Origin of the sequence: Acidovorax sp. JHL-3 (genome assembly GCF_000526295.1) — a bacterium.
Lineage (GTDB): Bacteria > Pseudomonadota > Gammaproteobacteria > Burkholderiales > Burkholderiaceae_C > Acidovorax > Acidovorax defluvii.
The window spans coordinates 1,461,916-1,479,983 of sequence record NZ_JAFU01000001.1; the positions used below are offsets into that span (position 1 = coordinate 1,461,916).

Consider the following 18,068-nt stretch of genomic DNA (forward strand, 5'->3'; position numbering starts at 1 on the left):
TCAGGCCTCCAGCGCGTCGGCCGCGCGCACAAAGCCGGTCCGTGAAATCTGCCGGGCGAGCGCCAGGTCACCGGTCTCGGCTATGCAGCCCTGGTCGAGCCGCATCACCGCGTCGGGCTCCAGCGACTCGATCAGCTGCAGGTAGTGCGAGACCATCACAAAAGCGGTGCCCTGGGCGCGCAGCGATTGCACCAGATCTACCACCGCGCGGGTTCCGTCCACGTCCATGCCCGAATCGATTTCATCGAGCATGGCCAGGCGTGGTCGCAGCAGGGCCAGCTGCAACAGCTCGTTGCGCTTGCGCTCCCCGCCAGAAAAACCGTCGTTGACGGGACGCGCCAGCATCGCCTCGGGCAGCCCAAGCCGGGTGGCTGCGGCCCGCGCGTCGCCGAGGAAATCAAAGGCATCGAGCGGTGCTTCGCCGCGCGCTTCGCGCACGGCGTTGAGGGCCGTCCGGATGAACAGGTTGTTCTTCACACCGGGGATCTCGGGCGGCGCCTGGAACGAGACAAACAGCCCGGCGCGCGCGCGCGCCTCAGGGCTCATGGCCAGCAGGTCCTGACCGCCAAAGCGGACCTGGCCACTGACAACGCTGTAGCGCGGATGGCCGGCGAGCGTCAGGCCCAGGGTGCTCTTGCCGCTGCCGTTGGCGCCCATGAGCACCACCAGCGCACCGGCCGGGACATCAAGCGAGATTGACTTCAACACGTGGCGACCGCCAACGTCAACGCGCAGATCGCGCACCTGCAACAGGGGTTCGGCATGGGTCATGGAGGCTCTTTTCTGTGGAATCGGGTGGGTGGGCTCAGCCGACAGCGCCTTCGAGCGAGACAGCTAGCAGCGCCTTCGCTTCGAGCGCGAACTCCATCGGCAGCTCGTCGAGCACCGACTGGCAAAAACCGCCAACGATGAGGGCGGTGGCGTCCTGCGGGTGGATGCCGCGCTGCTGGCAATAGAACAGGCGTTCTTCGGAAATACGGGTGGTGGTGGCTTCGTGTTCCACCAGGGCGTCGTCGCGCGCGGCATCGATGTACGGGAAGGTGTGGGCACCGCAGTCGGGGCCGATGAGCAGCGAGTCGCACTGCGTGTGATTGTGGGCACCGGCCGCGGTCGGGGCCACGCGCACCAGGCCGCGGTAGCTGTTCTGGGCGTGTCCGGCGCTGATGCCTTTGGAAACGATGCGGCTCTTGGTGTTGCGGCCCAGATGGATCATCTTGGTGCCGGTGTCGGCCTGCTGGAAGTGGTTGCTGACCGCGATTGAATGGAACTCGCCGCGCGAATCGTCGCCGCGCAAAACTACGCTCGGGTACTTCCAGGTGATGGCCGATCCGGTCTCAATTTGCGTCCAGGCGATGTGCGAGCGCTGGCCCGCACACAGGCCTCGCTTGGTGACGAAGTTGTAGATGCCACCCCGGCCGCGTTCGTCGCCGGGGTACCAGTTCTGCACCGTCGAGTACTTGATGTGGGCGTCGTCGTGGGCGATCAGCTCGACCACCGCCGCGTGCAACTGGTGTTCGTCGCGCTGCGGCGCCGTGCAGCCTTCCAGGTAGCTCACGTGGCTGCCTTCCTCGGCAATGATCAGCGTGCGCTCGAACTGGCCGGTGTTGGCTGCGTTGATGCGGAAGTAGGACGATAGCTCCATCGGACAACGAACACCTTTTGGGATGTAGACAAAGGAGCCGTCGGAGAACACCGCCGAATTCAACGCCGCGTAGAAGTTGTCGCCCGGCGTCACCACCGTGCCGAGGTAACGCTCGATCAGGGCCGGGTGGTGCTGCACGGCATGCGAGAACGAGCAGAAGATTACGCCGACTTCGGCCAGCTGCTCACGGAAGGTAGTGCCGACGGATACCGAATCGAATACAGCATCGACTGCCACCCCGGCCAGGCGCGCCCGCTCGTGCAGCGGCACGCCAAGCTTCTCGTAAGTCTCCAGCAGCTTGGGGTCCACCTCAGCCAGGCTCTTGGGTCCGTCTTTCTGCGACCTGGGTGCCGAGTAGTAGCTCAGGGCCTGGAAGTCCACCGGCTCGATGCGAAGTTGGCCCCAGTGCGGATGCGCCATGGACTGCCAGCGCTCAAAGGCGGCCAAGCGCCACTGCAACAGGAAATCAGGCTCGCGCTTGCGGCGCGAGATGGCGCGCACGGTGTCGGCGTCCAGCCCCGGTGGCAGCGAGTCGCTCTCCACGTCGGTGACGAACCCGTGCCGGTAGGACTGCTGCAACGCCTGGGTCAGCGGCGGTGCTTGTTCAACGGTGGTCATGGCGGGGCTCCTGCGGGGATAGGGTGCAGATTCGATGCGCTGCTGAAGAAGCTTCGGCTCGCTCAAACTGAACCCTCTTTTAAAGAAGTAAAGTATATGAATCTTTAAGAATTCTCACAATCTTGAAAAGCGTTGCCCGCCTGCCTGCAAGGGGCATTGGGAAACAGCCAGCCCTCGGAGGGAGAGCGAGTGGGCCAGCTTCCTGCCAAGAATCCAGATAGGCAGAAGCACAAATGGAGCCCTACAGGTCAGCCTCTCAAACAGTACAAATTTCTGATCCAACACAGCAGGTGTGGATCAAGGAAAGGTGGATTTGAAAGCCCCACTAGGAAAGGAAACCGGTCTTTCCAGACCCGTCATGAACGCCGTCAGTGCGTATCCCGCATGCGCATAGAGCGCTCACACGGGGAGCATATGTGGTTGGTGGAGGTGGCTTGCATCGAGGGGCCTTAGGCTGTGTCGGGAGCCGATGGTGGAGCAACCCGCACTTCCTGACGCGTCAAGGCACGCGCCACCTGCATCAGCCACAGCACGGCCAGCACGATAGCTGCGCGCACCAGCCATTGGCCGAGCAAAGCTTGGTCGTCCAGCAAATAGGCGTTGCAGACCCGCACGGGTGAATCAATGTAGAGCTGACCAACCACGGCTGTCATGGGTAACACATTGCCCAGAAAAAATGCCTGCACCACCATCCCCGCCGGGCGCCAGGACAGCCGCAGCGCCCCACCCGCCAGTACGAGGGCCGTGCATTTTGCGATTTCGATGACGGGGTCGATGAGCGCGAGGTCAAGCACCCGCGGCACCATGAGTGTGGCCAGAGCCAGGGACACTCCCACGAGGCCGCTAATGCCGTGGGCATTCCAGCGGTCAACGAATGCACGCGTACGGGACGACAGGTTGGCGACCAGCAGGGCACCGCCGCACAGGAGCAGCGGAAACTGCACCAACATATGCCGCGCCATGCTGGCCTCCAGGGCATGGCGCACAGGCGGCAATAGCAGGATCGCCAGCAGGGACAGCCCCAGCGCTCGCTGGCGCCGCGGCGGGCATAGCGTGGCCGCACCTGCACGGGCCCTAGTGGATATCAACGCCCAATGGCTCTTGAAGGCGGCAATACGGGGGGTTGTCATGGCAATTGCCGTTGGGCCAGATCGCGCGCGTAATCTAGCGCCAGCTGCTGTTCGGCCTGGTCGAAGATGCGCACCAGCCGCCCCTGGTCGTCCACCACGAGCAGCGCCGCGTTGTGCTCGTAGTCACCCCGCCCATCGGGCACCACCACCACCCCGAGGCGGTGCAGTAACAGCGCGTTCTGCGCGATGTCGGGCACCCGTGCCAGTTGCCACACGACCGGGTCGGCTTCCAATTTCTGGGCATACGCCTGCAATCGGGCCGGGGTGTCGTATCCCCCATCGAAACTGAGCGACAGCAGGCGCACACGTCCGCCCGCGCTTTCTGTGGTTGTGATGAGGGCGCCTATTGCCTGCGTGGCGCGATCGCGCTGAAGACTGCTCTGCAGTTGCTGAAAGGTACTACCCAGTGAAAGGCAGACCGTCTGACAGCGCGTGTAGATGAAATCGACTACGGTAACGTAACCGGGCACGGCCAGCCAACGGGTGAGCAGCTGCGGAGCTATGCCCGGGCCATCGACCACCACGGGCGGCATGGCAACAGGCTGCAGCGCCACTTCGAGCCGCCGTGCGCCCTCGGCCGTCCACACCTGGAAATCATGGGTGAGCCATGACACAGAGGCATATCCCGCCACTGCCAGCCCCACGCTGAGCAGCGCTGTCCGCAACACCGTCACGTGTGGCTCCTACGCCCGGCATGGCATTTCGCCGCGCGGTGGAGCTTGGCTTTGCCTCCCTGCGCCCGAGGCATGCAGGCTGTGCGCACAGCGATGACCGGCGGTGCGCGCCGGTCCAGAAACATGGACACCGTCAGCCAGTACACGGCAGCGTCAGGCCGGCTTGGAAGCCAGGGCCTTGAGCGCGGCCCCGCCTTCAAACGGAGCGGAGCGGTTGCTGGCCTTGCGTTCGTGCTCGAATAGATTGGGCTGAACTGCGCCCGCTTTGTTCGACCAGTTGCCGCGGATGTAGCTGGCCAGTGCCGCCAGTTCGGCATCGCCCAGTTGCTGGAAGGCAGGCATCGCGCCTTTGTACGTGATGCCAGCTACCTCCATTTCGCCGCTGACGCCGTACAGCAGAATGTTGGCCAGCGTGCGTTCGTCTCCCTGCACCCACTCGGAGCCATCGAGGGGAGGAAAAACGCCTGGCAAGCCCTTGCCGGTGGCCTGGTGGCAAGCAACGCAGTTGGCAGCAAATAGCTGTTTGCCATCAACCGCGCCCGAAGCACCGGGCGCAGGGCCTGACAGGTCTGCCAGTGTGCGACGGTCACCCAGCTCCGAGTTGCCAAAGGGGTCCGACAGCAGGATGTAGATAACGCCAAACGCCACCATGGCCAGCGTGACCGCCGCAACGATCAGCGGCATGGGCCTTGTGCGTTCTTCAGGGTCGGCGTTCTCGCGCTGCTGTGCCCGGTATTGGGTACTTGGTTCATTCAACATGGATGCCTCTCGCAGTGGGTCAGGATGCAGCACTGGAGGCTGCGCCCGCAGGCGGCTGTGCCTCGGTGCCCTGTGCTGCTTTTGGGGCCGGCGGCAATACTGGATAGGTGTGGTCCAGTCCCTGCATGTACTTGACCAGGTCCAGCGCCTCGGGGCGCGCAACTACCACCCGGCCAAATGGTCCCTGCCCAGGCGGCAGATTCAGCACCTCGTCACCGGGCTCGGCGGCATCCTTGACCTCGAAGAGATAGGGGTAGGACGGCATGATGGAGCCCGGAACATATGCGCGGGGCTGGTAGAGGTGGCCCAGGTGCCAGTCCTTGCTCGGCTGGCGCCCGCCGATGTTGAACAAGTCCGGTCCGGTGCGCATGCTGCCGAGCAAATGAGGTTTGTCGTAGAAGTAATCGCCAGGCACCGAGGCGCGGCCCCAGCCTCTCGCAAGATCGGGCCCCAGGCCACGGTCACGCGGCTGCTGGCTGTGGCAGTAGACACAGCCATTGGCAATATAGACATCACGGCCCCGCAATTGGGCGCTGGTGTAGGGCTTGAGTGCCTCGGGCGGTGTCACATCCCTCACTTGCATGTAAGGCAGCACCACCAGCGCCGCTGTCGCAATCGCCAACGACACCACGGCGCCTGCGGCCAGCTTGACTTCATTTTCCATGTACGAGCTCCGTGGTCAGTCGGGGCGAGAACAGCGCCGCGCCGGTGCGCGCAGGTCCAAAGCGCAGCACCATGGCCAGGAAATGGCCGACAAAGATCAGGTGGCTCAGAACCATCAACGAACCACCCACGCTGCGCCACTGCAGGTAGGGGATCGTCACGGCCACTGATTCCATGAACGGGCGCGATGCGTCGAGCATGGCCAGTCCTTGCAGCCAGCCGCCAATCGTCAGACCCACAAAATAGGTGCCGATACCAATGGCTGCCAGCCAGAACTGCAGCGAGATCAGCCGCGGAGAAGGCCACTCCCAGTTCAGAACGCGGGGCATCATGAAATAGATGGCGCCGAACAACACCATGGTGACGAAGGCGTAGGCCCCGAGGTGCGCATGGGCCACTGTGAAGTGCGTGAAATGCGTCACTTGGTTAACACTGCGCAATGCCTCCAGTGAGCCCTGAAGCGACGACAGCATGTACATCAGCCCACCAAACATCATGAATCGCAGTGTGGGCGAGTGCAGCGCTAGGTGCATCCGCCCCCACATGGTGCCAGCCATATTGATGGTGAAGGCCACCACGGGAATGATCATCATCATGCTTTGCACGATGGACAGCGTGGTCAGCCAGCCCGGAATCGGCCCTCCGATCAGGTGGTGGCCACCCACCTGACCATAGAAGAAGGCCAGCGTCCAAAAGCCCAGGATAGACAGGTTGTACGAGCGCACCGGCCTGCCAATGATCTTGGGCAGGAAGTAGTAGATCGAGCCCACGCTAATGGGCGTGAACCAAAGGCCTAGCACGTTGTGGCCGTACCACCAATTGGTGGTGGCCTGTTGCACACCGGTGTGCACGCCCGGCAGCTTCGCCACCACGAACAGCAAGGTGATCCAGAGCAGGGCCGCCACCATGTACCAGACGCTCACATAGAGTGATTCAACCTTGCGGTTGACCAGTGTGAACAGCACGGGGCCGACAATGCAGATGAAGCCTGCAGCGATGAAAATCCCGATCTGCCATGGGATTTCGAGGTATTCCATACCGTCAGTCCACCCAGCGCCAATGGCGCCAATGCCACTGGCAATGCCGGTATTGAGCAGCGCTCCGCCCACCATCACCCACATCGCTCCCACCAGCGGCGTGCGCAGCAGACGTGGCAGCACCCAGACAATCACGCCCAGGGCGGCATTGGTGATCCAGCCATACAGCACCGCATTCAGGTGGATCGTGCGGATGCGGCCGAATGTGAGCCATGCCTCGCCCACCAGCCAGTCGGGCATGTGCAGCTTGAGCGATGAAGTCAATCCCGCCAGTGAGCCCACTACCAGCCACAGGCAGGCAAAAGCAATGAACATGAATACCGGGAACGCACTGGAACGGTCGGCCGCCACACGGTGCTGCAGTTCATCAGGGTCGGCCACGTGCAGGTCGCTACCACGCTCCGCCGCTGCCGCCTGCAATCGCACCTGCCCTGCCTCTTGCAGCGCCGGGTCGTCTACCTTGCCAATTTCGCCACGGACAAAGATAACCGAAGCCGCCCGCGGGTTCTCGACCAACAGGCCTTTGCGCATGGACCAGATGAAAACAAACAGCCCCGTGATCGAGAGCAAAAATGCACCCAGCAAACTCAGTATCGCGCTGTCCATGAGCGTCAGTCCTTTAGGGTATCCACTACAAAAATGAATGAACGCCTCAAGCCTCTACGGGAAAGTTGAGGTAGAGCAATAACGGCGTTTCTTGTGCGTGCTAAGCATTCACGCAGGAATTCTATGATTCATAAGAAATGAATGTTTAAAGTGTGACAATGTCCTGCTGACTAGCAGTGTTAAGGATGTCAGGCCAAACCTCCCTCACTTGCGGGGGAGAACGTCAGCGAGCAATGGCGTTCGCCCCGGAGGTCGAACTACAGCTATCGGGCTTGGTACTGCTGCCGTGACGGGCTGCTCTTATGCAAACTCCCCCGCTTGCATATTGAACCTGTCAGGCTATGCCGATCTGCCTTATTCCATGGCCTCCGGCAAAGCCTGGGCGATTCGGTACTGAGCATCCGCATGGCTTGAGTGCGACCTGAAAGCCAAATAGACCGTTGTGTTTCCAAAGACACCTCAATGGTCTTCACTGTGACTTCCACGGCCTTGCTGACAACCGACCTTTACGCGCATGTCCGCGCATGGTGAGTATTCAACTTGGCGTGGCCTTTTCCCGCCAGGTGACTGTCTCCCCGTTCACCCAAAAGGGCGGATTCTTGTCCCATGACCATGGAAACCAGGCGGACAACGCCGACAACAATTTTGATGATCCGTTAAAGATGCATATATTATGATTCTTTAAGAGGATCATTCTTAGCGCACCGAAGCACTTCCGTTGCGAATCGAATCTGCACTCCATCGCCGCAGGACTCCCGCTGATCCTCCAACCGGGGGCCATGGGTTACACCCGCCAGTCTCTTCATCCACGGAGCATTCCATGAATATCGACAAGTTCAAACACCAGCACGCAGACATCATGAGCAACATCTCGGCCCTGCGGCGTCTCGCGCAGGCTGGGGTGGCGCAAAACGCCGCCGACATCGCAAGGCTCATCGTCAGCATGAGCTCCACCATCAAGCTGCACCTGGCAGTGGAAGACCAGGCGCTGTACCCGGCTTTGCAACGTGGCGACAACCCCGAATTGGCGCGCATGGGCCAGCAGTACCAAACGGACATGGGACCCATCGCCCAGGCCTACGAGGCCTTCGCGCGGCGTTGGAACCGGGCCGACAGTGTGCTTCACGACGAGCAGGCATTCCGCGACGACGCCAACCGCGTACTGCGCATGGTGCACGAACGCATGCAGCGCGAGAACCGCGACTTCTACCCGCGCATAGAGGCAGCGTGACCGGCTGCAAAATCCGAAACACCCATCACATGCCTGCCTGGTGACTCATCGAGCGCGAGTGCCTCAAGGAAAAGACTCAAGCAGCCCCGGCAGTTTTTCCCTGAGCTGTGGCGCACCACGTAGTGCGCAACGTGACCTATTTGCCTGGTGTGCTGCAGCACATTGCCGCTGATGTGCCGCGGATGGGGCGCCTGCTTGAAGCGTTGCTTAGAGCGTCGCGTCTTTGAGCTTCTTCAGCGCGCGCGTCTTGATCTTCACCGATGCTGGCTTGGCGGGGAACCAGCGCTCCTCACCCGTGAAGGGATCCTTGCCAAAACGCTTCTTCTTCGCAGGCACCTGCTGCAGGCCGATCTTCATCAGGCCGGGCAAGGTGAACTCCCCCGATCCCTTCTTGTGCACCGAACCCAGGATGGCGGTTTCCAATGCGGCGAAAACTGCCTTGGCTGCCTTGGGCTCCACACCAGATTGCGCGACCAGATGGGCGATCAACGTGGTCTTGTTGAAAACCGTCTTGATGGGCTTGATGGCAACCGCTGCCGGTTTGGTGGCAACAGGCGCGACCTTCTTGGCGGCGGGCGCCGCTTTCGTAGTCTTCTTGACGGGAGTGGATGTCTTCTTTGCAGTTGCCATGGTGGATCTTTTTGGGTTGGTGAATTGATATGCGCTGCCTGATGAATTCAGGCAAGCGATTCGGATTCTAGGAGCAGTGTTCTGACAGGCTCGTGCAGCGGGCTTATCGGCTCTCCAATAGACTCGAATCTTCACGGCAATGGCATCGAGCAGCATGCCAAGCCGCAATGTCTCATTTCAGGAGCTCCCATGTCCATTTCTCCCTCGACCCTGTTGGCCCTGCAAAAGGCGGGGGAGGGCTTGCACACCGCCCGAGAGGCATTCGCGCAGGAAGTCCAGTCCAACGCCGGCCGTGTGGTCGGTATTGTTGCCAGTGAGCCCTTCAGTTCCGAGGCCGACCGCGCCTATGCCCAATTGCGCGCCGTGGCGCGCATGGCGCATGAGTTGCAAAGCATCGAAGAGCAACTCAAGACTATGTACGGAGGAGCTGCGGAAATGATGCAGCCCGAGACGCCAGTCATTGTTGCGTTGCAGGACCATGGAAGGCGCTCTCGTGCTCATCAAGGCGCGGGAGACCTGGACGAAGCAGAAGACGTGATCGTCAAGCCCGCGCTGCACCGGCAGTCACCCAGGGCCAAACCGCTGCGAAAGCGGGCGAAGGAAACAGCAAGCCAGCCTCAACGCTTGAGTTCAAACGACGAAAAGGTCTTGGCGCACCTGCAAAAGGTATTGGACCGCCGCAGTTGGGTGACGTTGACCCACGGGACCATTGCCCAAGGGGCGGGAATCCCTCTGGGTTCTGTCGGCCTGGCGATGAGGAGATTGGTGGTCGCTGAGGCTGTGCGCGAGCGGGGCAAAGGGAGCTATCGGCTGGCATGACACGGCATGCCATTGACTGGATAGTGTGTTTACGACTTTAGATCGACACTCTTGCAAGTCGGAAGCCTGCAAACCCACATGGATGCTCGGCCTGGGTTTACGACTTTAATTACCCAGAATAGTTGTTTGCGCACCATGGCCGTGTGCGCCCGGTGGCCGCCAATCCGGCTTACCCCGACATTCGTCCCAAGGAGGGACAGACCATCGAGGTGTGGGGTGTGGTCACCGCTGCACTGACCCTGTTTCGGAACTGAGCATGCAATTGCACCGCCGTCGCCACTCCGAGTTTGACGAGGCCCGACTCTACGAATACCCAAGTCACCTGCGTGAGGCCATCGAGGGCATGCCTTGCGCACCGGGTGTGTATATCTTTCATGGGGCCGAGGGTGATCTGCCGCTGTACATCGGCAAGAGCGTCAATCTGCGCAGCCGCTTGCTGGCCCACTTGCGCAATCCCGATGAAGCGCGCCTGCTGCGCCAGACCCTGCGCATCAGCCATGTCCGCACTGCCGGGGAGATCGGCGCACTGCTGCTCGAAGCGCGCCTGATCAAGCAGCAGCACCCGCTGCTCAACCAGAAGCTGCGCCGCAATCGCCAGCTGTGTTCCCTGCGGGTGCAAGAGGGTGGCTTGCCCGAGGTGGTCTATTCCAAAGACCTGAACTTTGCCACCGCGCCCGACCTGTATGGCCTGTACGCCAGTCGCCATGCGGCCCTGGAGTCGCTGCGCCAGGTGGCCGACGACCAGCGCCTGTGCTACGCAGCCCTGGGTCTGGAGAAGCTCCCCAAGGGCCGGGCATGCTTTCGGGCCATGCTGCACCAGTGCGCGGGCGTGTGCCGCGGCGATGAAGACCCCGATGTGCATCGGCAGCGCCTGTTCATCGGCCTTGAAGGGCTGCGGGTGGCCTGCTGGCCCTATCCGGGTGCCATTGGACTGGTCGAGCGCGACGGTGACGGGCAGCAAATCCACGTCATCCACCATTGGCATTACCTGGGCAGCGTCCGTGATGCAGACGAAGCCCGGCTGCTGGACAAGGTGGCGCCGGGCTTTGATGCGGACGGCTACAAGATCCTGTGCAAGCCCATCCTGAGTGGCCGCGCAGAGGTCATCCTGCTTTAGGCAGGGGCAGTGGGGCCCTGGGCGAAGGTAAAAGTTTCCGTGGCGGTGCAAGCTGTGCAGCGCGGCTGACTGGGTTCACGGCGGAGTCGTGAGGACCAGAAAGTGGTCCAGCATGTGGAAGTGGTCCTCAAAAAACTCTTCTTCCATCGCGGCCAGTTTTTCCACGGGCACCCACTCCACCTGCATGGCATCGTCATCTGCCCGTACGGCCGGAAACGGCGCATCGCCCAGATCGAAATAGTGCGCATGCGTGATGGTGCGTCCGCGCTGGCTGCGGTCGGGGTGGTCGAACACCGCCACCGACTGCAGGGCATCGCGCATGTGCGACTCGGGCAACTCGCAATGGGTTTCTTCCGCCAGCTCGCGCAGGCACGACTGCCACACCGTTTCGCGTTGCTCGATGAACCCGCCCGGCACTGCGCGCTGACCCTTGCCCGGCGCGTGGGCGCGGCGAATCAGCAGCACATGGTTCTGGCAGCGCAGGACGGCATCCACGGTGACAAACACCGGCGGGTAGGGCGCTGCGGCCCAGGCCTCGCGGTAGCCGCGCAGCATGCGCCACTCTTCCTGCAGTGCCGGGTAGCAGGGGGTTTGCGCAAAGCGCTCCAGAAAACCCAGGGTGCTCTCGGGCATCTGGCTGGCCAGGTCGCTCAGTCTGGCCCGCACGGTGCCAGGCGTGGCGCCAAAGTAGGCATCGCGGATGGCTGTGGCATCAATGCGGCCCTGGCGCTCGACATGGATTAACTCCCAGCCGGGAAAGGCGCTCAGATAGCTGCTGGTCGCATCCTTGAAGTGGCCCACCAGCCCGACGTGGGCATCTGCTGCCGCGATCTGGCCCACGCCCTTGCGCACCGCCTGCACCCACAACGCCTCGTTGTAGTAGTCGCGCATGGGCAGCACCTGCACGCGGGCCCGGTCGGTCTCGGTCAGGGCCTCCAGCATCATGTCGGCACGTTCGTGGCAGGTGAACGGGTTCTTGGGTGAGCGCGCCTGCCAGGCCGACCCCATCACCACGATCACGTTGCGGGCGCTGTCAAGCGCACGCTGCAGCAAGGCCATGTGGCCGTTGTGGACGGGTTCAAAACGCCCGATGTAGATGGCGGTGTCGTACATGTGTCTCCGGTCTGCCTTGGTGCAAGCAGGGATTGGCCTGCATCAAAAACAATAGCGCCTTGCGCTTGGTCTGTATCAGTTTTCGACTGCTTATTGTTCTAAGTGCTCAATATACAGGCGCAGGCCGCTATTGGTTTGATAGCGGTTGCGCTGGCGGTGGAGCGCTTGCCGCCGCATGGCGGGCGTGCAGCCCTGCCGGAGCTTTATGGTTTGCGTGGGGCAAACGGCGGGCCTAGAGCCCTGCCGCTGCCTGCAGCGTCGTCGCCTTGTCGGTGCGTTGGCTTCGGCCGACCTTGCAGGCCTTCACATCGCTGCGCGATATGAGCCTGCGCCGAAAAACAGCCAAGCGCGCTCCGCTCGGGGCCTTTACAGGCCCGCAGCTGCGCGCAGCGCAGCTGCCTTGTCCGTACGTTCCCAGCTGAACTCGGGCTCTTCGCGGCCAAAGTGGCCGTAAGCGGCGGTCTTTTCGTAGATGGGGCGCAGCAGGTCGAGCATCTGGATGATGCCCTTGGGGCGCAGGTCAATGCCGATCTCGGGCAACTGAATCAGCTTGGCGATCTCGGAGTCGGGAATCACGCCCGTGCCTTCGGTGTAGACCGTGATGTTCATCGGGTGCGCCACACCGATGGCATAGGCCACCTGGATCTGGCATTGCTTGGCCAGGCCGGCCGCCACGATGTTCTTGGCCACGTAGCGCGCGGCGTAGGCGGCCGAGCGGTCCACCTTCGTTGGATCTTTGCCGCTGAAGGCGCCACCGCCGTGAGGGCAGGCGCCGCCGTAGGTGTCCACGATGATCTTGCGGCCGGTGAGGCCGCAGTCGCCCTGTGGGCCGCCAATGACGAAGCGGCCCGTGGGGTTGATCAGGTACTTGGTGTCCTGCAGCCATTCCTTGGGCAGCACGGGCTTGATGATCTCTTCGATGACCGCCTCGATGAAGCTGGCCTTCATCTTGTGCTGCGTCTCGCTCTGGTCGGGGTGGTGCTGGGTGGAGAGCACCACGGTGTCGATGCTGTGGGGCTTGCCGTCTACATAGCGCATCGTCACTTGCGATTTCGCGTCGGGGCGCAGGAAGGGCAGGCGGCCGTCCTTGCGCAGCTGGGCCTGGCGCTCGACCAGGCGGTGCGCGTAGTAAATGGGCGCGGGCATCAGCTCGGGCGTTTCGTCGCAGGCGTAGCCGAACATCAGGCCCTGGTCACCGGCGCCGGTGTTCAGGTGGTCGTCACTGGCGTGGTCCACGCCCTGGGCAATGTCGTTGCTCTGCTTGTCGTAGGCCACGAGCACGGCGCAGCCTTTGTAGTCGATGCCGTAGTCGGTGTTGTCGTAGCCGATGCGCTTGATGGTGTCGCGGGCCACCTGGATGTAATCCACATGCGCGTTGGTGGTGATTTCACCGGCCAGCACCACGAGGCCGGTGTTGGTCAGCGTTTCGGCGGCGACGCGGCTGCGGGGGTCTTGCTTGAAGATCGCATCAAGGATCGCATCCGAGATCTGGTCGGCCACCTTGTCGGGGTGGCCTTCGGAGACGGATTCCGATGTAAAGAGAAAGTCGTTCGCCATTTGAATAAACTCCAGTGTTCCGGCATTTAGGGCGTTGCCCTCACCCCGAAGGAGCTTTGGCGAACGCTTTAGCAGATTTATTTAACGTCGCCCTGCAAGTTGCTCATTTAACTCAGCGACCCGGTCATTTTAATGCCATTGGTTTTTCGAATCTTCTCCATATTCCCACTGTGGTTGCTGCATGTCATGGGCGTAGCCATGGGCTGGGTGGCGTTCTGTGCGTCGCCCACCTACCGGCGCCGCTTTCTCGAGAATTCGGCGCGGGCCGGGTATTCGTTTGGTGCGGTGCGCGCGGCAGTGGCCCATGCGGGCCGCATGGTGGCCGAGTTGCCGCGGCTGTGGCTGGGTGCGCCTCTGCCCTGCGGTATGGTGGGCGAGGCTTGTGTAGAGCAGGCGTACGCCGCGGGGCGCGGCATTGTGTTTCTCACGCCCCACCAGGGCTGTTTTGAGCTGTCTGCCCAGGCGGCGGCGCGCCACTGGAGCGCTGAGCGCGGCCCCATCACCGTGCTCTACCGGCCAGCGCGCCAGCCGTGGCTGGCGCGGGTGATGGAGACCGCGCGCAACCGCCCCGGCATGCTGGCCGTGCCCACCACGCTGTCGGGCGTGCGCCAGATGATCAAGGCACTGCGCCGCGGCGAGGCGGTGGGGCTGCTGCCCGACCAGGTGCCGCCCGATGGCCAGGGCGTCTGGTCGCCCTTTTTTGGCCGCGATGCCTACACCATGACGCTGGCCGTGCGCCTGGCCCAGCAGACCGGCGCTGCCGTGGTGCTGGCGCGCTGCGAGCGTCTGCCTTGGGGCCGTGGTTTCGTCACCCACTTCGAGCCTTTGCCCGCGCCGCTGGACGAGCGGCTGGAAAGTGCTGTTTTGCAGATCAATCAGGCCATGGAACACCTCATCCGCCAATGTCCCGAGCAATACCTGTGGGGCTATGCCCGCTACAAGCAGCCGCGTGCTGAAGCCACCCCCGGGGGCGCGGCATGACCGGGCGCCTGGGGGTGTGGTTCATGCGGGTGCTGGCGCATGTGCCGTTGCCCGCGCTGCGCGCGCTGGGCTGGTGCCTTGGGCAGTTGCTTTACGTTCTGGCCGTGCCGCGCCGCAAGGTGGCCCTGCGCAACCTGGCGTTGTGTTTTCCAAAGGCCACCGTTGCGCAGCGCAGTCGCTGGGCGCGCGAAACGTTTGTGGTGTTCTGCCAGACCTGGCTGGACCGCAGCTGGCTGTGGTTTGCCCCGCGCGAAGTGGTGCAGCGGCGCGTGCGGCTGCAGGGCGCGCTGAACGAGCTGGAGGGCGACACCCCCACCATCATTTTTGCCCCGCATTTTTACGGCATGGACGCCGGGGGCACCGCGCTCACGCTGCACACCCCGCGCGCCTTTACATCCATTTTTTCAACCCACCCCGATCCGGCGGTAGACGCCTGGTTCATGGCCGGGCGCCAGCGCTTTGGCGATGTGCGCATGCTCAACCGGGCCGATGGCGTGAAACCCATCATTTCCAACCTGCGCAAGGGTGGGCTGCTGTACCTGCTGTCCGACATGGACTTTGGCCCCGGCGAGTCGATCTTCGTGCCTTTTTATGGTGTGCCAACCGCAACCGTGCCCTCACTGCCACGGTTTGCACGGCTGGGGCGGGCCAAGGTGATCGGCATGTACACCCGCCTGACACCCACCGGCTACGTGGCCGAGATCACGCCAGCCTGGGAGGGCTATCCCTCTGACGACGTAGAGGCCGACACGGCGCAGATGAACCTGCGCCTGCAATCCTATATCGACACCATGCCCGGCCAGTATTACTGGGTGCACAAGCGGTTCAAGACGCGGCCCGCAGGCGAGCCATCGGTGTATTGATTTCCCCGGGGCTTTCATGGCGTGCGGCGCGCCTTCTATCGCAGGGGGCGACGGCAACCCGGCCAAGACAGCTCCATGGTGGCAGCAGCATGGCGCAGCCTGTGCTGCAAAATATGAGTCAAAATGGCCTCTGGCGCTTATGGGTAAAGCGCAAGCAGCTATCAGTTTGATTGCAAAAAGCGCTGCAATTCCACGGCCACGCGCTCCGGGTGTTCATGCACGATCCAGTGCGATGCGCCCGGCACGCGCTGCAATTGCAGCTGCGGCACCCAGCCCGGCAGGCCGTCCAGCAGGCCGGGCAGCAGGGCAGGGTCGTCCATACCCCACAGCACCAGTGTGGGCACATCCACGGTCAGCATCGTGTCGGGCAGGGTGACTGCCTGCGCGGCCGGGTCGCCTTCGCGGGGCGGGCGCAGCGGGCTGGCGCGGTAGTAGTTGCAGGCGCCGGTCAGGCCCTGCTGCCACAGGGCGCGGTATTGGGCGCGCACGGTGTCGGTCAACCACGCGGGTGCGCTGCCGTCCGGGTTGTTGAAAAAAGCAAACAGGCGACGAAAGTCGTTTTCGGCCAGCAGTGCCTCGGCATCGGGCCTGCACAAAAAGTGCATGTACTGGCTGCTGGCCTGCTGCGCCGGGCTGTGCTGCAGCTCGCGCAAAAAAGCCCCCGGGTGGGGTGAATTGAAGATGGCCAGCCGCTTCATCAGACCGGGCTGCTGGTTGGCCAGATTCCAGGCCACCGCACCGCCCCAGTCGTGCGCCACCAGGCATTCGAGTACGCCGCCGGGGGATTCAGCGGCAATCAGCGCAACGAGATCCTGCACGAGGTGTTTGGCGCGATAAGCCGCCACTTCCGCCGGACTGCTCGATGCCCCGAAGCCGCGCAAAAATGGCGCCACGCAACGGTAGCCGCCATTTTCGGGGCGCGAAAAATGCAGCAGCAAAGCGTCCCAGATGAAGGCGCCTTCCGGAAAGCCGTGCAAAAAAAACAGGGTAGGCCGCCCCGCCACGCCGCTCACGCGGCACTGCAGGGTGATGCCGTGCGGCAGGTCGATGGCTTGTGAAGAAATCATGGTGCTATGCAATCAATAGCTGCTGCCGCCTGATGCATAAGCGCCAGAGCCTAGTTTGGTTCAGATTCCCCAGAATTTTCCGGTGCTTCGGGGGCCGACTCGGGGGGCGCTTGCGCCGCCTCGGTTGCAGGCAACACCGGGTGTGCCCATTGCCACAGCAATTGCGCCACCTCGTCCACCCCTTGCTTCTTGAGGGCCGAGAACATCATCACATCTCCGCCGGCCGCGTTCAGTCGCGTAATCGACAGGATCTTGGCCTGCTCAGAGCGTGTGAGCTTGTCGGCCTTGGTCAGCAGGATGAGGAATTTCAGGCCTTCTTCGACCCGTGGGCGCAGCACTTCGAGCAGGGCCTCGTCCAGCTCGGTCAACCCGAGCCGTGGGTCGCACAACAAGACGATGCCGGTGAGCCCGGGGCGGCTGACCAGGTAATTGACCATCACTTGCTGCCAGCGCACCTTGTCGGATCGCGACACCTTCGCGTAGCCGTAGCCGGGCAGATCAGCGAGCACGGCATCGGTCACGCCGTGTTTGCCCAGAGAGAAAAGGTTGATGTGCTGCGTGCGCCCGGGCCTTTTAGAGGCGAACGCCAGCTGCTTTTGCTGGGTAAGCGTGTTGATGCAAGTGGATTTGCCCGCGTTGGAACGGCCCACAAAGGCTATCTCAGGCACGTGGATGGGCGGCAGATGGTGCAGTTGCGCAGCCGTGGTGAGGAACTTGGCGGTGTGCATCCAGCCCATGGCGATCTTGGCGTCTGGTGCGGGCGAAAGGGAGCCAGCAACTGGCGCGAAAGAGGGTGTCGTCATGGAAAGTTAGGATACGTTGAAGCCTCATTGTAGAATCGCGTGGTTTTGCGGACCTAATTACAGACCCTCGATATGAAGTTGCTTGCCTCTATGCTGATGGCTGCCGCACTGGCAGCACCCGCTCTCCCGGCCTTTTCTGCGGGTGAAACACCTGCGGCGCCGACCAAGGCGGCCAAGCCCGACCTGGTCAAAGGCGAGGCCAGCTACGCTGCGGTGTGCGTTGCATGCCACGGTGCAGATGGCAATTCCGCCATTCCTGTCAATCCGAAGCTGTCACAGCAGCATCCGGAATACCTGGTCAAGCAGTTGCAGGAGTTCAAGTCCGGCAAACGCAGCAACGCCATCATGACCGGCTTTGCATCGATGCTGACCGACGAGGACATGAAGAACATCTCGTACTGGGCGGCTTCCAAGCCCGCCACGCCCGGCACGTCGACCGACAAGGCCCTGGTGGCACTGGGTGAGCGCATCTACCGCGGCGGCATCGCAGACCGCCAGATTGCTGCTTGCGCGGGTTGCCACAGCCCCAATGGCGCGGGCATTCCGTCGCAATATCCCCGCCTTTCGGGTCAGCATGCCGACTACACCGTGTCGCAGTTGAACATGTTCCGCGACGGCTCGCGTGCCAACAGTCTGCAGATGACCCAAGTAGCCGCAAAGCTCAATGACCGGGAAATCAAGGCAGTTGCCGACTACATTGCCGGCCTGCGCTGATTTTTTTGTGATTTCGGCGGCCCCGCCAGGCGGGAAGCCTGGAA

At 62.6% G+C, this 18,068-nt stretch carries 19 protein-coding genes; 7 read left to right on the forward strand and 12 right to left on the reverse strand.

Annotated elements, in window-relative coordinates; translation table 11 throughout:
- From sufC to K226_RS0106900, 7 genes are all read right to left on the reverse strand, one after another.
- On the reverse strand, positions 1-771 hold the full coding sequence (sufC, locus tag K226_RS0106870; protein WP_024814097.1) for a Fe-S cluster assembly ATPase SufC: 771 nt from the start codon (positions 769-771) through the stop codon (positions 1-3).
- Between the two features lie 34 nt (positions 772-805).
- On the reverse strand, positions 806-2,260 hold the full coding sequence (sufB, locus tag K226_RS0106875) for a Fe-S cluster assembly protein SufB (protein ID WP_024814098.1): 1,455 nt from the start codon (positions 2,258-2,260) through the stop codon (positions 806-808).
- Between the two features lie 449 nt (positions 2,261-2,709).
- The gene (locus K226_RS18760; protein ID WP_035240909.1) at positions 2,710-3,390 is read right to left on the reverse strand and encodes a hypothetical protein; all 681 of its coding nucleotides are present in this window, start codon (positions 3,388-3,390) and stop codon (positions 2,710-2,712) included.
- Positions 3,387-4,064: an SCO family protein gene (locus K226_RS0106885; protein WP_238324204.1), complete on the reverse strand. Its 678-nt coding sequence runs from the start codon at positions 4,062-4,064 to the stop codon at positions 3,387-3,389. The genes K226_RS18760 and K226_RS0106885 overlap by 4 nt, the downstream gene beginning before the upstream one ends.
- Positions 4,065-4,217: 153 nt before the next feature.
- Positions 4,218-4,823 (reverse strand): cytochrome c, encoded by a 606-nt coding sequence (locus tag K226_RS0106890; protein WP_024814101.1) that lies wholly within the window; start codon positions 4,821-4,823, stop codon positions 4,218-4,220.
- A gap of 19 nt (positions 4,824-4,842) precedes the next feature.
- Entirely contained in the window at positions 4,843-5,487 is a 645-nt protein-coding gene (locus K226_RS0106895) for a cbb3-type cytochrome c oxidase subunit II (protein WP_024814102.1), read from the reverse strand.
- On the reverse strand, positions 5,477-7,129 hold the full coding sequence (locus K226_RS0106900; RefSeq protein WP_024814103.1) for a cbb3-type cytochrome c oxidase subunit I: 1,653 nt from the start codon (positions 7,127-7,129) through the stop codon (positions 5,477-5,479). The genes K226_RS0106895 and K226_RS0106900 overlap by 11 nt, the downstream gene beginning before the upstream one ends.
- Before the next feature lie 820 nt (positions 7,130-7,949).
- Between K226_RS0106900 and K226_RS0106910 the strand changes: the two genes are divergently transcribed.
- On the forward strand, positions 7,950-8,360 hold the full coding sequence (locus K226_RS0106910; protein WP_024814104.1) for a hemerythrin domain-containing protein: 411 nt from the start codon (positions 7,950-7,952) through the stop codon (positions 8,358-8,360).
- A 207-nt stretch (positions 8,361-8,567) separates the two neighbouring features.
- Here K226_RS0106910 and K226_RS0106915 read toward each other — a convergent pair whose 3' ends face one another.
- A complete protein-coding gene (locus K226_RS0106915; RefSeq protein WP_024814105.1) occupies positions 8,568-8,990 on the reverse strand; it encodes an HU family DNA-binding protein in 423 nt (140 codons plus the stop codon).
- 189 nt (positions 8,991-9,179) lie between these two features.
- Between K226_RS0106915 and K226_RS0106920 the strand changes: the two genes are divergently transcribed.
- The 3 genes from K226_RS0106920 (at position 9,180) to cho (ending at position 10,926) form a co-directional block, all read left to right on the forward strand.
- Positions 9,180-9,809 carry a hypothetical protein gene (locus K226_RS0106920; protein WP_024814106.1) on the forward strand — a complete coding sequence of 210 codons (630 nt, stop codon included), beginning with the start codon at positions 9,180-9,182 and terminating at the stop codon, positions 9,807-9,809.
- A 122-nt stretch (positions 9,810-9,931) separates the two neighbouring features.
- Positions 9,932-10,063, forward strand: coding sequence for a S24 family peptidase (locus K226_RS20205; protein WP_238324205.1), 132 nt, complete (start codon positions 9,932-9,934; stop codon positions 10,061-10,063).
- A 2-nt stretch (positions 10,064-10,065) separates the two neighbouring features.
- Entirely contained in the window at positions 10,066-10,926 is an 861-nt protein-coding gene (cho, locus tag K226_RS0106930) for an excinuclease Cho (RefSeq protein WP_024814107.1), read from the forward strand.
- Between the two features lie 75 nt (positions 10,927-11,001).
- Here cho and K226_RS0106935 read toward each other — a convergent pair whose 3' ends face one another.
- Together K226_RS0106935 and metK are read right to left on the reverse strand one after the other, a co-directional pair.
- Complete coding sequence (locus K226_RS0106935; protein WP_024814108.1) at positions 11,002-12,039, reverse strand: bifunctional nicotinamide-nucleotide adenylyltransferase/Nudix hydroxylase; 1,038 nt, start codon at positions 12,037-12,039, stop codon at positions 11,002-11,004.
- Between the two features lie 366 nt (positions 12,040-12,405).
- Positions 12,406-13,596 (reverse strand): methionine adenosyltransferase, encoded by a 1,191-nt coding sequence (gene metK, locus K226_RS0106940; RefSeq protein ID WP_024814109.1) that lies wholly within the window; start codon positions 13,594-13,596, stop codon positions 12,406-12,408.
- Between the two features lie 132 nt (positions 13,597-13,728).
- Here metK and K226_RS0106945 point away from each other — a divergent pair, with 132 nt between their 5' ends.
- Both K226_RS0106945 and K226_RS0106950 read left to right on the forward strand, forming a co-directional pair.
- Positions 13,729-14,577, forward strand: coding sequence for a lysophospholipid acyltransferase family protein (locus tag K226_RS0106945; RefSeq protein WP_024814110.1), 849 nt, complete (start codon positions 13,729-13,731; stop codon positions 14,575-14,577).
- Positions 14,574-15,440 (forward strand): lysophospholipid acyltransferase family protein, encoded by an 867-nt coding sequence (locus tag K226_RS0106950; RefSeq protein WP_024814111.1) that lies wholly within the window; start codon positions 14,574-14,576, stop codon positions 15,438-15,440. Before K226_RS0106945 ends, K226_RS0106950 begins: the two co-directional genes overlap by 4 nt.
- 161 nt (positions 15,441-15,601) lie before the next feature.
- On the opposite strand, the gene K226_RS0106955 is transcribed toward K226_RS0106950, so the two are convergent.
- Complete coding sequence (locus K226_RS0106955) at positions 15,602-16,507, reverse strand: alpha/beta fold hydrolase (RefSeq protein WP_024814112.1); 906 nt, start codon at positions 16,505-16,507, stop codon at positions 15,602-15,604.
- 50 nt (positions 16,508-16,557) lie between these two features.
- Positions 16,558-17,310, reverse strand: coding sequence for a ribosome biogenesis GTP-binding protein YihA/YsxC (gene yihA / locus K226_RS0106960; protein WP_024814113.1), 753 nt, complete (start codon positions 17,308-17,310; stop codon positions 16,558-16,560).
- 72 nt (positions 17,311-17,382) lie between these two features.
- On the opposite strand from yihA, the gene K226_RS0106965 reads away from it, so the two are divergent.
- Complete coding sequence (locus K226_RS0106965) at positions 17,383-18,024, forward strand: cytochrome c (protein WP_024814114.1); 642 nt, start codon at positions 17,383-17,385, stop codon at positions 18,022-18,024.
- Positions 18,025-18,068 lie beyond the last annotated feature (44 nt).